This window comes from Acuticoccus sp. MNP-M23 (assembly GCF_031195445.1).
Taxonomy (GTDB): Bacteria; Pseudomonadota; Alphaproteobacteria; order Rhizobiales; family Amorphaceae; genus Acuticoccus.
In genome coordinates this window covers 3,190,854-3,206,571 of sequence record NZ_CP133480.1, presented here as the reverse complement: position 1 = coordinate 3,206,571, position 15,718 = coordinate 3,190,854, and the positions used below count along the sequence as shown (strand labels likewise).

Below are 15,718 nucleotides of genomic sequence, written 5' to 3'. Positions count from 1 at the left end.
ATGACCAAGGAACTCGACCCGATCACGTTGCAGGTCGTCGGCGGCGCGCTGCACTCCATCGCCGAGCAGATGGGCAACGTCCTTTACCGGATGAGCTATTCGTCGATCATCCGCGAAAGCCAGGACCTTGGCGCGGGCTTGTTCGACAGCGAATTCAACACGCTGTGCGAATCGGACTCCACGCCCATGCACATCGGCTCCCTCCCCGGCTACCTCAGCGGCATCGCCACCACGGTTCCACTGGACGCGTGGAAGCCGGGCGACTGCGTGATCCACAACCACCCCTACAAGGGCGCCTCCCACTCCCCCGACATCGCCATCGTGATGCCGGTGTTTGCGGACGGCGAGCTTGTCGGCTTCTCCGCCAACACCGCCCACCACGTAGACATCGGCGCCGCCACCCCCGGCCTCATCATCGACGTGCCGGACATGTGGGCCGAAGGGATGCTGCTCGACGGCCTCAAGCTCTACAACGAAGGCGTGCGCAACGAGGATCTGTGGAAATACATCCGCGGCAACACGCGGGTTCCGGCCCTTGTCATGGGCGACCTTGAGGCGCAGATCGCCTCCGCCCAGCTCGGCGTGCGCCGGTTCGAGGAGCTGATTGCCAAGTATGGCAAGGACACCGTCATCCAGGCGACCAAACAGCTGATGGACTACACCGAGCGCCGGATGCGCGCCGAGATCGCCAAGATCCCCGACGGCGAGTATTTCGCCGAAGGCTTCCTCGATGACGACGGGCGCGACCGCGAAAAGACGCTGCCCATCAAGGTCTGCGTTCGCGTCGAGGGCGACGGCGTGGAGGTGGATCTCACCGGCTCCTCGCCGCAGGTGCCCACCGCCTTCAACGTCCCGTTCGACGGCTCCACCAAGGTCGCAGCCTTCTTCGTCTTCCGCGCAATGCTCCTCGACACCTACACCGCTCAGGACGACATTCCGGCCAACGAGGGCTCGTTCCGCCCCATCAAGGTGACGGCGCCGGAGGGCTGCATCTTCAACCCCATCGCGCCGGCGGCGGCCGAGGCGCGGTTCTGCCAGATCCAGCGCATGTCCGACCTCGTCATCAAGGCGCTGGCCCCGGTGCTGCCGGACCGCTGCACCGCCGGCAACGCCGCCACGCTTTCGTTCGCCGCCTACTCCGGCGTCCGCCCGTCCGGCGACTACTGGGTGTTTCTGGAGGTGAACGAGGCCGCCATGGGCGGGCGGCCGGCGTCCGACGGGCCGGACACGGTGGAGGAGCTGATGCGCAACACGCGCAACAACCCGCTGGAAGACCTCGGGATGCACCTCCCCCTCATCTGCGACCGCTACGAGGTGCGCGACGACGTCCCCCCCGGCGCCGGCAAGTTCCGCGGCGGCTCGGGCGTGGTCAAATCCCAGCGCTACCTGACGCCCGGCTTCATGACCCACGAGTCCGACCGCCACCTCGACGCGCCGTGGGGCGTGTTCGGCGGCAAGGAAGGCGCTGTCGGCAAGATGGAGATCCACAACATCCATTCGGGAAAGACGCGCTCGGCCTACGCCAAGTTTTCCGGCCTGCGCACCGAGATCGGCGATGTGGTGAGCTACTACTCCCCCTCCGGCGGCGGCTACGGCGACCCGCTCGACCGCGCCCCCGAAAAGGTGCTCGACGATGTGCTCGACGGCTTCTTCGGCCCCGATCATGCGCGCGAGGCCTACGGCGTCGTCCTCACGGAGGCCGACAACGGCTACGACTGGGCGCTCGACGACACGGCCACGAAGAGCCTGCGCGACGGGATGCGGGCCTGACACCGGGATCACACCCGCTCGTGTGAAGGCGTGGACGGCCGAGGCGGGCTGTCCACGCCTGAAAACCCGCGGTGCACGGCCAGCACGCCGGAGCGGCCGCGGCGGCCGTTGCACACAAACGTGCAAACCGGCATGGCCATCGCGGCTGTGCTGGAGGTATGCTCTGCGCGGTTAAACCGCTATGGGCGGTGGACATCAATCCTGCCCATGCAGGTGACATCACGGCCTCCCGCCATCTACACTGGGGCTGGCTCCGTCACATCCCAAGCGTCCGTCGGCAATCGGCCCGCGTGCCGTGCGACGCGATGCCGGGAAAAGAACGAGTCCCAACGGATACAACCATGACCACGCTGCCCCAACAGACCTCCTCCCCGGCACACGATGGGGCGGTGGGACTGCGCAGTGCCGGCTCGCACGCTTCGGCCGGCACGCTCCTCAGGATAACCCGGATCGCGTTTCAGAAGCCGTGGTGGGTCGCCATCGCCTTCGCCTCGACGCTTGTTGCCGCAACCCTGCAGCTCTCCATCCCGGTCATTCTCGGCATCGCCGTCGACCAGACGCAGGGCGCGCTGACCGAGACCGAGGGCGCGCGCTCCGCGCTCCTGCAAACCGCCGTGCTGCTCTTCGTCATGTCGATGCTGCGGGGCGTCTTCACCACGCTGCAGAACTATTTTGGCGAGGCGGTCGGCCATGCGGTCGGCTACCAGCTGCGCCGTGCCTACTACGCCAAGGTGCAGGACCTCCACTTCAGCTTCCACGACAAGGTGCATTCGGGCGACCTCATCACGCTCGGGATGCTCGATCTGGAGGGGGTGCGCATGTTCTTCTCCACTGGCATCGTGCGGTTGCTGCTGCTCACGACCCTCATCGGCGTCGGCGGCTACGTCCTCATCTCCACAGATCCCGTCCTTGCGCTGGCGGCACTCAGTTTCGTGCCGTTCGTCGGGTGGCGCTCCGCGGTGACACGGCTCAGGCTGCGCGCAACGTGGCTCCGGCTCCAGGAGAGGCTCTCGGTCCTGTCGCGGGTGATGGAGGAGAACCTTGCCGGCATCCGCGTGGTGCGCGCCTTCGCCGCCGAGCCACTGGAGATGGACAAGTTCCACACATCATCGCTGAGCGCGCTGGAGCTTGCGCGCGAGCGCGTCGGCATCCGCGTGCGCAACACCAGCGCGATGACGTTCTCCTTCTTCGCCGCCATGGGGCTCGTCCTGTGGGTCGGCGGGCACAAGGTGATCGCGGGCGAAATTTCCGTCGGCACGCTCGCCTCCTTCCTCACCTTCATGACCATCCTGCAAATGCCGGTGCGCCAGCTCGGCATGCTGGTGAACTCCTTTGCACGCGCGTCCACCTGCGGCAGCCGCCTGTTCGACTTCCTCGACTTCGAGGTTCCGATCCGTGAAGTACCGGGCGCACCCGCCCTTGCCCTGTCCGAGGGACGCCTGTCCTTCGAAGATGTCTCCTTCACCTATCCGGGGACCGACCGGGCCGTGCTGCGCAATGTGTCGTTCGAGGCGCGCAAGGGCGAAACCATCGGCCTCGTCGGGCCGCCGGGATCGGGCAAATCCTCGCTGGTGCACCTCATCCCGCGGTTTTACGACGTCACCGGCGGCAGGATCACAATCGATGGGCAGGACATCCGCGAGATTTCGCTTCGCTCGCTCCGGCAGGCGGTCGCGGTTGTACAGCAGGACGTGTTCCTCTTCACCACGACGCTGGAAAACAACATTGCCTACGCCGACCCGTGGGCGCGCGGCAAACAGGTGGAGCGGGCCAGCGAGGCGGCGCGGCTGCACGACTACATCCTCAACCTGCCGGGCGGTTACCGCACGGTGGTTGGCGAGCGCGGCGTCTCCCTTTCCGGCGGGCAGCGCCAGCGCGTCTCCATCGCGCGCACGCTGATGCTCGACCCGTCAATTCTCGTCTTCGACGACAGCACCACCGCGCTCGACGCCAACACCGAGCGCAGCATCCGCAAGGCGATGCGCGAGAATGCATCCTCCCGCGTGACCGTCATCATCGCCCACCGGCTCAGCTCGCTGATGGATGCCGATCGGATCCTGGTGCTGGACGAAGGCCGGATCGTCGAACAGGGCAGCCACGACGAGCTTCTCTCACACGGCGGACGCTACCGCGCACTGCACGATCTGCAGGTGGGCAACGACACTCCGGCGAAGGCCCGATAATGGCAATCAGCGATCAACACCCGCCCCGCGCAACGGTCGGCTCACACCGCGTCGAGGAGGAGATGTTCGGCCGTCTGTTCGACGGCCGTGTCGTGCGCCGGATCTGGGCGTTCGTCAGCCCCTACCGGCTTAAGGTCATCATCGCAATCATCGCGGTTCTGGTCTTCACCGGGACGCAGGTTGTGATCCCCCTCATCATTCGCGATGCCATCGACAATGGCATTGTGGCGGGCGGCGAGGCCGCGCTCACGCGCGCGGTCGTCCTCTTCGGGATCGTCATTCTCATCAACTTTGCGGCGAGCTTCGTTCAGGAGAATGTCGTCGGGCAGACGGCGGAAAACGTCCTGTTCGACATCCGCGAGGCGATGTTCTCTCACCTTCAGCGCGTCTCCATGTCGTTCATGGACAAGACCGAGGTGGGGCGGCTGATGTCGCGCCTGCAGGGCGACGTGAACTCCATGCAGGAGTTTCTGGAAACCTCCGTCCTTTCGGTGGGCGACATCGTTCTCCTGTTCGGCATCATCGCCTCCATGCTGTGGCTCGATGTGCGCCTTGGCCTCCTCACCATCTCGGTGCTGCCCATCCTTTTCCTGGTGCGGGTCTTCTGGCTCCCCCGTGCGCGAAAAGCGTTCATGGCGGCGCATGAGGCCAACTCGGTCGCCAACGGGGCGCTGGCAGAAGCGATCCACGGCGTGCGGGCGGTGCAGAACATGAACCGCGAGGACGTCAACTTCGCGCTCTACACCGACAAGGCGGAGGCCAACCTCAAGGCGCACCTCACCGCGGCCCGTTTCGCGCAGGTGATGGTTCCCATTGTCGATACGCTGACCGGCCTTGCCATGGCCTTCGTCATTGTCGTCGGCGGCTCCATGGTGCTCGGCCAGACGCTCGAAGTCGGCGTGATGGTGGCGTTCCTGTTCTACATCCAGCGCTTCTTCGACCCGATCCGGTCGCTCACCATGCAATACTCGGTGATGCAACGGGCCATGGCCTCCGGCCAGCGCCTGACCGAGGTGCTCGACATCGAGGTGACGGTCCGCGACAAGTCAGGCGCTATCCCCCTCACCCGCGAGACGGAGGGGTCGATCGAGTTCCGCAACGTGACGTTCGGCTACGACCCGGCCCATCCTGTCCTGAAGAACGTGAACTTCCGGGTGAAACCAGGCGAGACGGTGGCCGTCGTCGGCCCGACCGGCTCGGGCAAGTCGAGCGCGATGGCGCTGGTGAACCGCTTTTACGACGTCCAGGAGGGCGAAGTGCTGGTCGGCGGGCACGACGTTCGCGATGTAACGCAGGCCTCGCTCGGCAAGCACATCGCCATGGTGCTGCAGGAGCCTTACCTCTTCACCGGCACCGTGTTCGAGAACATCCGCTACACAATGGTGGATGCCAGCCGCGAGGACGTCATCACCGCGGCGAAGGCCGTGGGTGCACACGACTTCATCACCGCATTGCCGGAGGGTTACGACACGCTTCTGGGCGAACGGGGCGGCAGCCTGTCTCTGGGCCAGCGCCAGCTTCTCAGTTTCGCGCGGGCGCTGGTGGTCGACGCGCCGATCCTCGTCCTCGACGAGGCAACCGCCAGCATCGACAGCTACACCGAAATGAAGATCCAGACGGCGCTGAAGCGGCTCTTGCAGGACCGGACCGGGCTCGTCATCGCCCACCGCCTCGCAACGATCAGAAACGCTGATCGCATTGTCGTCCTGCGCGACGGCGAGATCGTCGAACAGGGCACGCATGACGAGCTGATCGCCAAGGGCGGCCTCTACGCCGGCCTCTACAAGATGAACCACACCTCCTTCGACGACGCGCTCGAAACGGATTCGTGATATTTTTCGCTGGTTTCGCGGAAGAGCTGACGCGTCGAAGACCCTCGACGGGTCAGTTTTTATCCATGCGGCTTGTGGTGATGGCGATGCAGTCACACCCGAAGCGTCACCTCGAGCCATTCCGCAGCGTGCTTCATGCCGACGGCTACGTCCGCTAGAACGACATTCATAAGGCCGGCGGCACTGACGAGCCGCGCGTTCTGGAGGCCAGCTGCTGGGAACACGTCAGGCGAAAGTTCTTTGACCTTGCTGCCGGCGGCAGCGCGCCGCTGGCCGAAGCTGCGCCGAAGCGTATCGGCGAACTCTACGAGATAGAGAAGCGGGTCCGTGGCTCTCTTGCGCTCAAGCGCGAGCGGATTCTCCGGGCAGAGGCGGTGCCAAACGTCGCCGCGCTGAAGGCCTGGCTCAAGCGCGACTTCCCCCGGCTTTCGGCCAAGAGCGAAACAGCGAAGGCGAGCCGCTATGCCTCTGGCGCGCTGGCAGGCACTCGAGCGATACCTCGGCGACGGCCGCATCGAGAACGACAACAACGCTGCCGAACGGGCCATCCGCCCGATTGCGCTTGGCCGCAAGAACTGACTATTCGCGGGATCGGACAGGTGCGGCGAGCGCGCTGCCGGCATCCTGCCTCGCGCCGAGACCGCCCGCCTCAACGGCATCGACACGGAGCACTATCTGCGCGACGTACTCGCCCGCATCGCTCATGACCTGCCTCTGAACTTTCATCCAGGTCGGACCTGAGTCTCGGAGTTGGTGATTACGCCTTTCGGCGCGGTGAAAACAACAGGCCGAGCCGCGGAGTGTCCACATTGCGCAGCGGATCGGCCTGCTCTGTTCAGGTTCGCGGCGTAGGCCGCAGGGGTCTGGTAGCCGATCGCCGAGTGCGGTCGGGTGGTGTTGTAGTCGGCCGTCCACGCGGCCAGTTTCTGGCGGATGTGATCGAGGCTGAAGAACAGGCTTTCGTTCAGCAGTTCGTCACGCATCCGGCCATTGAAGCTCTCCACGAAACCATTCTGGGTCGGCTTGCCCGGCGCGATATAATGCCAGGCAACCCGATGATCCTCAGCCCAGGCCAGGATGGCTGTGGACGTGAACTCCGTGCCGTTGTCGCTGACGATGATGCCTGGGCGACCACGGCGAACAATCAACGCCGACAGTTCCCGCGCCACGCGCCGGCCCGAGATCGAGGTGTCGGGGATCGCCGCCAGACACTCGCGTGTCACATCGTCAACCACATTGAGAATGCGGAAACGCCGACCACCGGCGAGCTGATCATGCACGAAGTCCAGCGACCAGCGGGCGTTGACCTTGGCTTCAATGAGGATCGGCGCCCGAGTGCCGACGGCGCGGCGACGGGACCGGCGCCTGCGCACCGTCAGGCCTTCCTCGCGATAGAGGCGGTAAATACGGTTCTTGCCCGAGAGTTCGCCTTCCCTCCGCAGCAGGACGAACAGCCGCCGATAGCCGAACCGGCGTCGCTCGGCAGCCAGGGTGCGCAGCCGCTTGGCGATCTCGGTATCCGGCGGCCGACGGGACCGATAGCGCACCATCTTTCGATCCACCTTGACGATGGAGCAGGCCCGCCGCTCGCTGATCTCGAACACCGTTCGCAGATGAGCGACGCCTTCGCGCATGGCGGCAGACCCTACCATTTTTTTGAGAGCAGCTCGTTCAGCGCCGCCTTGTCCAGCATCGCGTCGGCCAGCAGCGATTTGAGCCGGCGGTTCTCGTCCTCCAGCGTCTTCAGCCGCTGGGCCTCAGACACGCTCATCCCGCCGAACTTGGCCTTCCACGCGTAGATCGTGCCCTCGGACACGCCGTGCTTGCGGGGCAGCTCGCCCGCCTTTGCCCCGGCATCGTTCTCCCGCAGGATCCCGATTATCTGCTCTTCCGTGAATCTCGCTCGCTTCATCCGTCCATCCTCTCAAGGGCCGGATTCTAGCTCCAAGTGGAGGAAAAATTCAGGGGCAGGTCAGACTTTATCGTGGTATTAGGGTGCCGCAAAAGCTTTTTATAAGAATCTATAGCACCCTTCATCTATCAGCGATTTTCGGGCTCTCAACCAAGCCACATCTTCTGCTGGGCAAACGCGTGTATGGCAGCCCCCCTCCCCTTCTGGAGCGGCCGCCCATCTTCGTTGCGGGTGTCTTCAGGCGCTGCGATCGTTTGGGGCTCGCCCGTGTTGCCGCAACGCTTTGCGGTACAAGGTCGGCGTGTGGCTGGTAAGGCGGCGGAAGGCTCGCGTGAAGTGCGCGGGGTCGCTGAAGCCGAGGCGGAAGGCGACCTCGGTGATCTGGATGTCGTCGCGCTGCAGGAGCCGTTCGGCCTGCTTCAGCCGCACCTCGTCGACCAGCGTGTTGAAGTGCGTTCCCTCCTGGCCGAGGCGGCGCTGCAGCGTCCGTTCTGAAAGTCCGAGATGCGCCGCGACCACCGACAGGTTGGCCCCGCCGTGCGCAAGCCGGGTCTCGACCACGGCAGAGACCGTGCCCGAAACTGTCCGCGGCGCGCGCTCCCGAACCATCGTGCGCAGTTCGCCGAGGCTGAGTGGCGGGGTGATTTGTGGCGCCAGGCGTCTGGCGTCGAGAGCCTCGGCGGGGAACACGATAGCGGGTGCCGGCGCGTCTGCGATGATGGGCACGGCGAGGGACTCCGACACTGCAAGAAGGCGGCGGGTCCTCGGATAGTCGACCTCAATCCGGTCCGGCGACCAGTCGGGCCCGAGGTAGAGGCGGAACGTGGTGAGCAGAGGCGGGATCGTGTGCTCGGCATGTTGCGCCCGGTGCTGCGGACTGCCGATGGGAACGTGATAGGCGAGCCGCGCAAGCGGCCCCTCGCGACTGAGGAAAAGCGCGGCGCCGCTCTGGTGGTAGGCGAGGCCGCGGATGAGGCGGCCGAGGCATTCCCGCAGCGTCCCGGCGGCGCGGGCGTAGACCGTCCACGACCCGAACTCGTCCATGTCGCGGCCGGCTTCCAGGCCGATCAACCCGTCGCCCGTCACCGTTGCGGCAAGGTCGAAGAGCGAGACCATGTCCTTCAGCGGCATCATCGGTGCCGGCATATCGTCGGGCATGCGCAGCACGCCGACACGCTCCATCGCGCGCCGGGCAACCTCTTCCCCGGCGCGGGCCTCGATGAGGCCAGGCAGCGGGCCAAGGCCGCGAACCGACGTCATGGCGATTGAGACCGGCATGCGAACTCCTGCTTCGGCGCGCAGACGAGCCTCGACGCTGCAACCGGATCACTGAATATAGCCCTATGATGTCAGGATTTCATGCGTTGCGGAATGCTTCGTTGGACCAAGCGGTCCAAACTCACAGGCTTGATTGGAAGGCGGCGCGCAGAACGGTTGCCCGCAGAACCCGAGATCCATCCGGGGCACAATAATCGCGAAGCATTTCGTCGATCCGGCGCGTGTCCGATCTGCGTTAGGTAACAGATACCTGAAGTGTTGCAGGCAAGTAACAACGGGCGAGCTTGGGTTTGACGCAGTCCGTTTGTCGCCAATTGGCAAGTTCGCCGAAACTCATACCGCTACGCCTCGGTCTCCAGCTGCAGAACGGCTCTTGCCTTGGTGGCGATCTCACCGGGGAAGCTCGGAACGCCGGCTGGTGGCATCGCCTTCGCGCTTGCGGAGGGCGAGCCATGGATTGGCCGCGCTCCCGTGCCGGAGCTGCCGGCGACAGGAGCAAAGGCTATGAAGATCCACGAACTTCGTTACGGGTCGCGGACCGTCGGGGCGTGTGCCGTGGCCGCCCTCCTCGGCCTTACCGGAACGGCGGCGGCGGACTGCCGGGTAACGTCCCGGACCGATGCCGCCGAGACCTATACGTGCTCCCGCTACGTCGATTTTGTCGCCCGAAACGAGTTTTCACGGGTGACGACACAATACATCTTTCAGGATCTCAGCGGCGACATCAGGGGTCGCGACCTCTTCGTGCTGCCGCCCGTCTTCGGCTTGTTCGAGCAGCCAGCGGTGGCCCTTTACGATGCCGATGCCAACGCGAACAGCGACCTCAGCATCATGTTCGATGGCGGGCCCTACGGAACGGATGCCAGAGGAATTGGCCTTGCGGTCGTCAACCGCGGCGCGGACGGCGAAAAGGGCCGCGACCGAAACAAGGCAGACGACGGCAAGCCCGGTGCAAAGAGCGGGCCTGCCTCGATCGTCGTGAAATCGGGCACGATCAGCTCTGTCTTCGATACGAATTATCCCTATGAAGCGGCAGCCATATCGGCGGCAATCCTTGCCGAGAGCTGGGGCGGCAGGGGCGGCAATGGCGGCCGGGGCATCCAGCTCACCTTCAACAAGTCGCGCGGCGGCGATGGCGGTGCCGGCGGCGACGGCAGCAATGTGAGCGTCACGGTTGCGGAAGGTGTGGCGGTGCGCAGCAAGCGCGGCATCGGGGTCGCCGCCCAGAGCATCGGCGGCGATGGGGGCAATGGCGGCAGGGCCGATGGCAGCTTCACCGAGGCAAGGGGCGGTGATGGCGGCCGCGGCGGCACAGGCGGAGAGGTGACGATCGACGTTGCCGGATCTGTCGAGGCGGGTGGCATCGGCATCGGTGCCCGCAGCCTTGGCGGTGCGGGGGGCAATGGCGGCGAAGGTGCCAGCGCCAGAGGACGCGGCGGTGCCGGTGCGGGCTCCGGCCCGGGCGGCAAGGTCGACGTCACGCTCTCAGGCTCCGTCGCGACGACCGGCAAGGACAGCACCGGTGTGGTGGCGCAGAGCGTCGGCGGCTTTTCCGGCACGGGCGGTTCGGGCTTTGGCTGGGTCGGCTACGGGGCGTCCTCGGAAAGCGCCGGGCGTGGCGGGCGCACCACGCTGACCCTCGGGAAGGGTTCGTCGATCGTGACGTCCGGGAAATACGCGGACGGCGCCATCGCGCAGAGCATCGGCGGCGGCGGCGGCGTTGGCGGTCACGGTGTCGGGCTGAAGTCGCTTGGCGGGGCCGGCTCGGCAGGCGGGGCCGGCGGCAAAGTGATCGTGAGCAGCGCAGCGTCGATCGAGACGCGCGGCGAAGGCGCGTCCGCGCTGACCGCGGCCAGCATCGGCGGCGGGGGCGGCCAATCCGGCTCCAGTGTCGGGATCGTTGCACTCGGCGGCAAAGGCGGCAGTGGCGGCGACGGCGGCTTCGTGAACGTCACCAACTCAGGCGCGCTCAGCACCAGCGGCAAGGATGCGGACGGGATCAACGCCGTCAGCATCGGTGGCGGCGGGGGCCTCGCAACGGCCACCGGCGGCATCGTGTCGATCGGCGCCAGGGGCGGCAAGGGCGGCAACGGCAACGACGTTGCGGTGCAGAACTCGGGCAACATCACAACGCGGGGCGCCATGTCCAACGCGTTTTACCTGGCCAGCATCGGCGGCGGCGGTGGCACGGGAGCCGCCGCCTGGGCGGCGGGACCGATCTTCGCCATGGCCATGGGTGGCGACGGCGGCAACGGTGGCAACGGCGGCAATGTCGAATACCGCGATATCGCCGGTAACACCGACACCATGCTGTCGACGAGCGGGGTCAAGTCGATCGGCCTTGCAGCGCAGAGCGTTGGCGGTGGCGGCGGGACCGGCGGCGGCACGGTCTCCGCTGCGGTGGGGACGAAATTCTCCGTTTCTCTCGGTATCGGCAGCGATGGCGGCAAGGGCGGCAATGCCGGCTCGGTCGATATCGACACCAGCGCAGGGATCGAGACGAAGGGCCTCATGTCTGCGGGCATCAGTGCACTGGCCACAGGCGGTGGCGGCGGCGATTCGGGCACCATATTGACCAAGGCGAAGGGCGTGGTGTCCTTCGCGCTCGGTCTGGGCGGGCAGGCTGGCAACGGCGGCGACGGCGGCAAGGTGCGCGTTGCATCGGGCGGCGCGATCACGACCCATGGTGCGCTCTCCAACGGCATCACCGCGCAGAGCGTCGGCGGTGGCGGCGGCAACGCGGAGGCCACCAGCACCGCAAGCCTTGGCATCAGCAAGCTCAGCACGAACATGTCGCTCGGCACGTCGGGTGGCGCGGGCGGCGACGGTGCCGCGGTCGATGTCGCCCAGTCGGGCGCGGTGCGCACGCAGGGCGTCCGGTCGCGTGCGATCCTTGCACAGTCGATCGGCGGTGGCGGCGGCAACGGCAGCGTCGCCAAGTCCCTCAGCCTGAAAAACCCCGTCTCCCTGGCGTTTGTCATGGGCGGCACGGGGGGCACCGGCGGTAACGGCGCCAACGTCTCCGTCAAATCGGGTGGCACGCTCACCACAAGCGGCCTGGCGGCGGGCGCCTTGCTGGCGCAGTCGGTCGGCGGCGGTGGCGGCGCTGGCGGCAACACCATCCAGGGCGATGTGCTCACCAGTCTCAACATCTCCGCCGGCCTCGGTGGCACGGGCGGTGTCGGCGGCACAGGCGGTGCCGTCAATGTCTCGACCGGCGGTGCGATCTCGACAGAGGGCAAGATGTCACCCGGCGTGATCGCGCAATCCGTCGGCGGCGGTGGCGGCGTTGGCGGTAACTCCATCACAGCTTCGCCGCTCGACATCTTGTCCGTGGCGGTCAACCTCGGTGGCGATGGCGGCAATGGCGGCACCGGCGGGACCGTCAATTACGACAACTCGGCAGGCATCACGACGAAGGGTGACGGTTCGACGGGCGTCCTTGCCCAGTCGCTCGGCGGCGGTGGCGGCGTTTCGGGACAGCAGGCGCGCTTTTCCGTGGCCCAGCGCATGAGCATTGGCCTCGGCAGCAGCGACGGTACCGGCAATGATGGCGGCAACGTCACGGCCCGCAACGCCGACGGCCTGATCGAGACCGAAGGCGACAACGCGCAGGGCCTAGTCGCCCAGTCGATCGGCGGCGGCGGCGGCATCTCCATCCTCGACCTCAATGGCAACGTCGACACGATCGATGTTTCCCTCGGCAGCACAAAGGGGCGCGGCGAGGGTGGCGCGGTTGTCGCAGAGAATGCGGGCCGTATCGCCACGGCCGGGGCTGAGAGCTACGGGCTTCTGGCGCAGTCGATCGGCGGCGGCGGTGGTGCCATCTTCTCGCAGATCCGATCGGCTGATACCAACCTTGCCGTGGGCGGCACCGGCAGCGCCGGCGGCAGCAACAGCGGCACCGTCAACGTCACCAACTCGGGCACGATAGTCACATCCGGAGATGAGGCGGCCGGCATTGTCGCCCAGAGCATCGCTGGCGGCGGCGGGCTTGCCCCCGGCGCAATGCTCGCCTTCGGAGCGAAGGCGGCTGACCTCAATGTCGGCGTTGGCGTCGGTGGCGCAGAACACGGATTCGCCCCTGTCGTGAAGGGCAGCCAGGCCAGCGCCCGCAAGGTTGCGGTGACGGCCGGCGACATCCGCACCCAGGGAATGGCCGCGCACGGGGTGGTCGCGCAGTCCGTCGGTGGATCGGGCGGGATCGGCACCATTTTGGATGCGGCCGGCAACGTCGCCCACGCGATGGCGGGCAGCGCAGGCGGAACCAGAGGCAACGGCGGCGACGTGTCCGTCACCGCCGACGGCATGATTGCGGTAAACGGCGAAGAGGCGCACGGCATCATTGCCCAGTCGGCCAGCGGCGCGGATCTTTCCAGCGGCCGGGTTACGGTCGACGTGATCGGCAGCGTCGCGGCAAACGGCAAGAACGGCCGCGCCATACTGGCCCAGAGCGAGGGCGGCAATGCGAACAAGCGCATCGCCATAAAGGTTGCCGAGGGCGGCAGCGTCTTCAGCGCGGCCGAGGCGCGGTCTGCGATCCTTCTGCTGGATGGCGCGGACAACACGATCGTCAACAAAGGCACCGTCGAAAAGGCCGGGTCGTTCGCATCCGGCAGCGATGAGAACTACGCCATTCTGGCGCTCGGCGATGCCGCCACGACCGTGACGAACACGGGCCGTCTGAGCGGCGCCACCGCCGGTGCCGATCTCACCATCGACAATATGGACGGCGCCGTCATGGAGCTCGGACGCACCAGCGACCTTGGCGTCGGTTCGCTGAAAAACGCAGGCATCCTCACCGCCGGCCAGCGCGGCAGGATCCGCCGCGTGAGGATCGCAGCGGCAAACGTCACGCAGAGCCAAGGTGGCACGATCCTCGTCGACAACCAGCTCGGCGACGGCATCGACGTTGACGCGGCGGCGGACATGATCGTCATCGATGGTGACGCATCGCTCGCCGGCACGGTCCGGACCGACCTTGTCGGCGTGAACCTCGTGCAGTCGGGCACGGCCGGCGAAGTCGCATTCCTGAAATCGGTCGGCAACCGCGCCGACGTCCGGGGCCTTGCCGTGGAAGACACCGCGACGGTGGACTACAGTCTCGTCGAGACCACCGGGTCCGGCGAAAGCACATACGGCCTCGCCTACACCGTCGATTACACGCCATGGGACGGGGACACCGGGGCGCGCGCCGCGGGCATCGCCTCCGCAAGCGTCGGCGCACAAAGTGCCAAGGCCCGGACAGCCAGCATCGGCAGCGATGTCGACCTTGGCAACGCCACCCGCTTCGGCGGCTACCTTGGTGCGCTGGTGAACGCGCGGCTTGGTGAGCGTGCTGCCATCGCAGCGGGAACAATGACCGCCGGGACGGGTGAGTACCGCTGGGTCGAAGACCTGATGGGCTACATCCTTGAGATCGACGACATCGCATCGCTGCTGACGAACTACGAACTCATGATCCCCAACGTTCACAGCGCGCCGCTGGACGCGACGATGCTCTCCAGCATCGACTTTGCCGATGCGCTTCTGGCGTGCTCCGCGTCCCCGCAGGCGACCGGTGCCGCCGTGGTGTCGGACGGTGTTTCCTGCGCGTGGGCGAAGATGCAGGGCAACTACCTTCGCCGCGGAGAGACGAACCGGACGCTCGGCTATGAAGAGGCGTCGTTCGGCCTGTCCGCCGGTCTTCAGGCCGAGATTGCGGACGGCTGGTCCGCCGGGGCTGGCATCTCGTACGAATCGGCCAACCTTTCTGCCGATTACATCTCGAGCGGCCACGGCGACCGCCTGCAGGCCGGCGTCTTCCTGGAGAAGGACTGGAACGCCTGGACCTTCGGCGCGGGCGTCACCGGCGGCTTCGGCGCCTACGACATCGATCGGCTGACACGCACGCCGGGCGGGCTCGCGAAGGCCCACAGCGACACCACCATCGGCTTCGTGTCGGCACACGCCAGGATTGCCCGTGCATTCGATATGGGCGGCTTTTCCCTCACCCCGCAATTCGACGCGGGACTGCACCACCAGTGGCGGCCCGGCTTCTCCGAAACCGGCGCAGGCGCCTACGGCGTGCGGATTGCCGCCTACGACGAGACCGCCCTCACCCTGAGCCCCGAGGTGGAGGTTGCCACCGAGCTTGCGCTGGGCGGCGCCACGGCACGGCTGTTCGCAAGAGCCGGGCTTCTGGGCGTGATTGCCGACGACAGGGTGCTTGAGGCGACCTTTACCGGCGTGCCGGGCGGCGGCCCGACGCTGAACGTGACGGACGATCCGGACCGGCTGTTCGGCAAGCTCGCCCTCGGCATCGACGCCACCCTCAACGACGACTGGAGCCTGAAGCTAGAAGGAAAATCCCTGATCGGCAGCGACCAGCAGGCCCTCTCGGGCTCCCTGCGCCTTGAGTATCGTTTCTGAGGTGAGCCACCCGGCGCGCTGCGCGATAGGGCCCAAGCGCGTCACCGCAAGTTCAGGCGCTTGGTCTTTGCCCGGGGCACGGCACTACGGCAGAGGGTGAAACGCTTGGTTGCTGACGATATCGACCCGCGCGGATGCAGGTTAACCGGGAAGAGGTCTGCCGGAACGTCATGTCGGCTCGTTGCGCGTGATCGTTGATCGAGCGGCAGGTGTGTAACGGTATATCGTGATTGGCGAACCGTTGAGGCGCCGAGCCACGTCCTCCACGGTAAAGGTGTTCTCGGCGAGCATGGCGTGCGCTGCCTACAGATCGGCCTCGCTCAGCTTCCTGG

General features: G+C 66.4%; 8 protein-coding genes and 1 pseudogene. 7 read left to right on the top strand and 2 right to left on the bottom strand.

All coding sequences use genetic code 11. The features are described from left to right. From RDV64_RS14790 to RDV64_RS23870, 6 genes and pseudogenes are all read left to right on the top strand, one after another. A complete protein-coding gene (locus RDV64_RS14790) occupies positions 1 to 1,770 on the top strand; it encodes a hydantoinase B/oxoprolinase family protein (protein ID WP_309195686.1) in 1,770 nt (589 codons plus the stop codon). A gap of 341 nt (positions 1,771 to 2,111) precedes the next feature. Further along, the gene (locus RDV64_RS14785) at positions 2,112 to 3,953 is read left to right on the top strand and encodes an ABC transporter ATP-binding protein (RefSeq protein WP_309195685.1); all 1,842 of its coding nucleotides are present in this window, start codon (positions 2,112 to 2,114) and stop codon (positions 3,951 to 3,953) included. Continuing rightward, positions 3,953 to 5,785 carry an ABC transporter ATP-binding protein gene (locus RDV64_RS14780; protein WP_309195684.1) on the top strand — a complete coding sequence of 611 codons (1,833 nt, stop codon included), beginning with the start codon at positions 3,953 to 3,955 and terminating at the stop codon, positions 5,783 to 5,785. The genes RDV64_RS14785 and RDV64_RS14780 overlap by 1 nt, the downstream gene beginning before the upstream one ends. 164 nt (positions 5,786 to 5,949) lie before the next feature. Continuing rightward, a pseudogene (locus tag RDV64_RS23875) lies at positions 5,950 to 6,195 on the top strand (transposase); the annotation flags it as partial. 52 nt (positions 6,196 to 6,247) lie between these two features. After that, positions 6,248 to 6,364, top strand: a complete 117-nt coding sequence (locus RDV64_RS14775) for a transposase (protein ID WP_375143753.1) — start codon at positions 6,248 to 6,250, stop codon at positions 6,362 to 6,364. 42 nt (positions 6,365 to 6,406) lie between these two features. Beyond that, positions 6,407 to 6,526 carry a transposase domain-containing protein gene (locus RDV64_RS23870; RefSeq protein WP_375143833.1) on the top strand — a complete coding sequence of 40 codons (120 nt, stop codon included), beginning with the start codon at positions 6,407 to 6,409 and terminating at the stop codon, positions 6,524 to 6,526. Here RDV64_RS23870 and RDV64_RS14765 read toward each other — a convergent pair. Beyond that, positions 6,508 to 7,697 (bottom strand): IS3 family transposase gene (locus tag RDV64_RS14765; RefSeq protein ID WP_309195682.1). Its coding sequence is split into 2 segments (ribosomal slippage): positions 6,508 to 7,445 and positions 7,445 to 7,697, totalling 1,191 coding nucleotides; the frame shifts between segments, so codons are not numbered across the junction. The two genes, RDV64_RS23870 and RDV64_RS14765, sit on opposite strands and share 19 nt — an antisense overlap. A 237-nt stretch (positions 7,698 to 7,934) precedes the next feature. Continuing rightward, positions 7,935 to 8,975, bottom strand: a complete 1,041-nt coding sequence (locus RDV64_RS14760; RefSeq protein WP_309195681.1) for a helix-turn-helix domain-containing protein — start codon at positions 8,973 to 8,975, stop codon at positions 7,935 to 7,937. Positions 8,976 to 9,479: 504 nt separating this feature from the next. Between RDV64_RS14760 and RDV64_RS14755 the strand changes: the two genes are divergently transcribed. Continuing rightward, positions 9,480 to 15,386, top strand: a complete 5,907-nt coding sequence (locus RDV64_RS14755; RefSeq protein ID WP_309195680.1) for a hypothetical protein — start codon at positions 9,480 to 9,482, stop codon at positions 15,384 to 15,386. Positions 15,387 to 15,718: the final 332 nt, after the last annotated feature.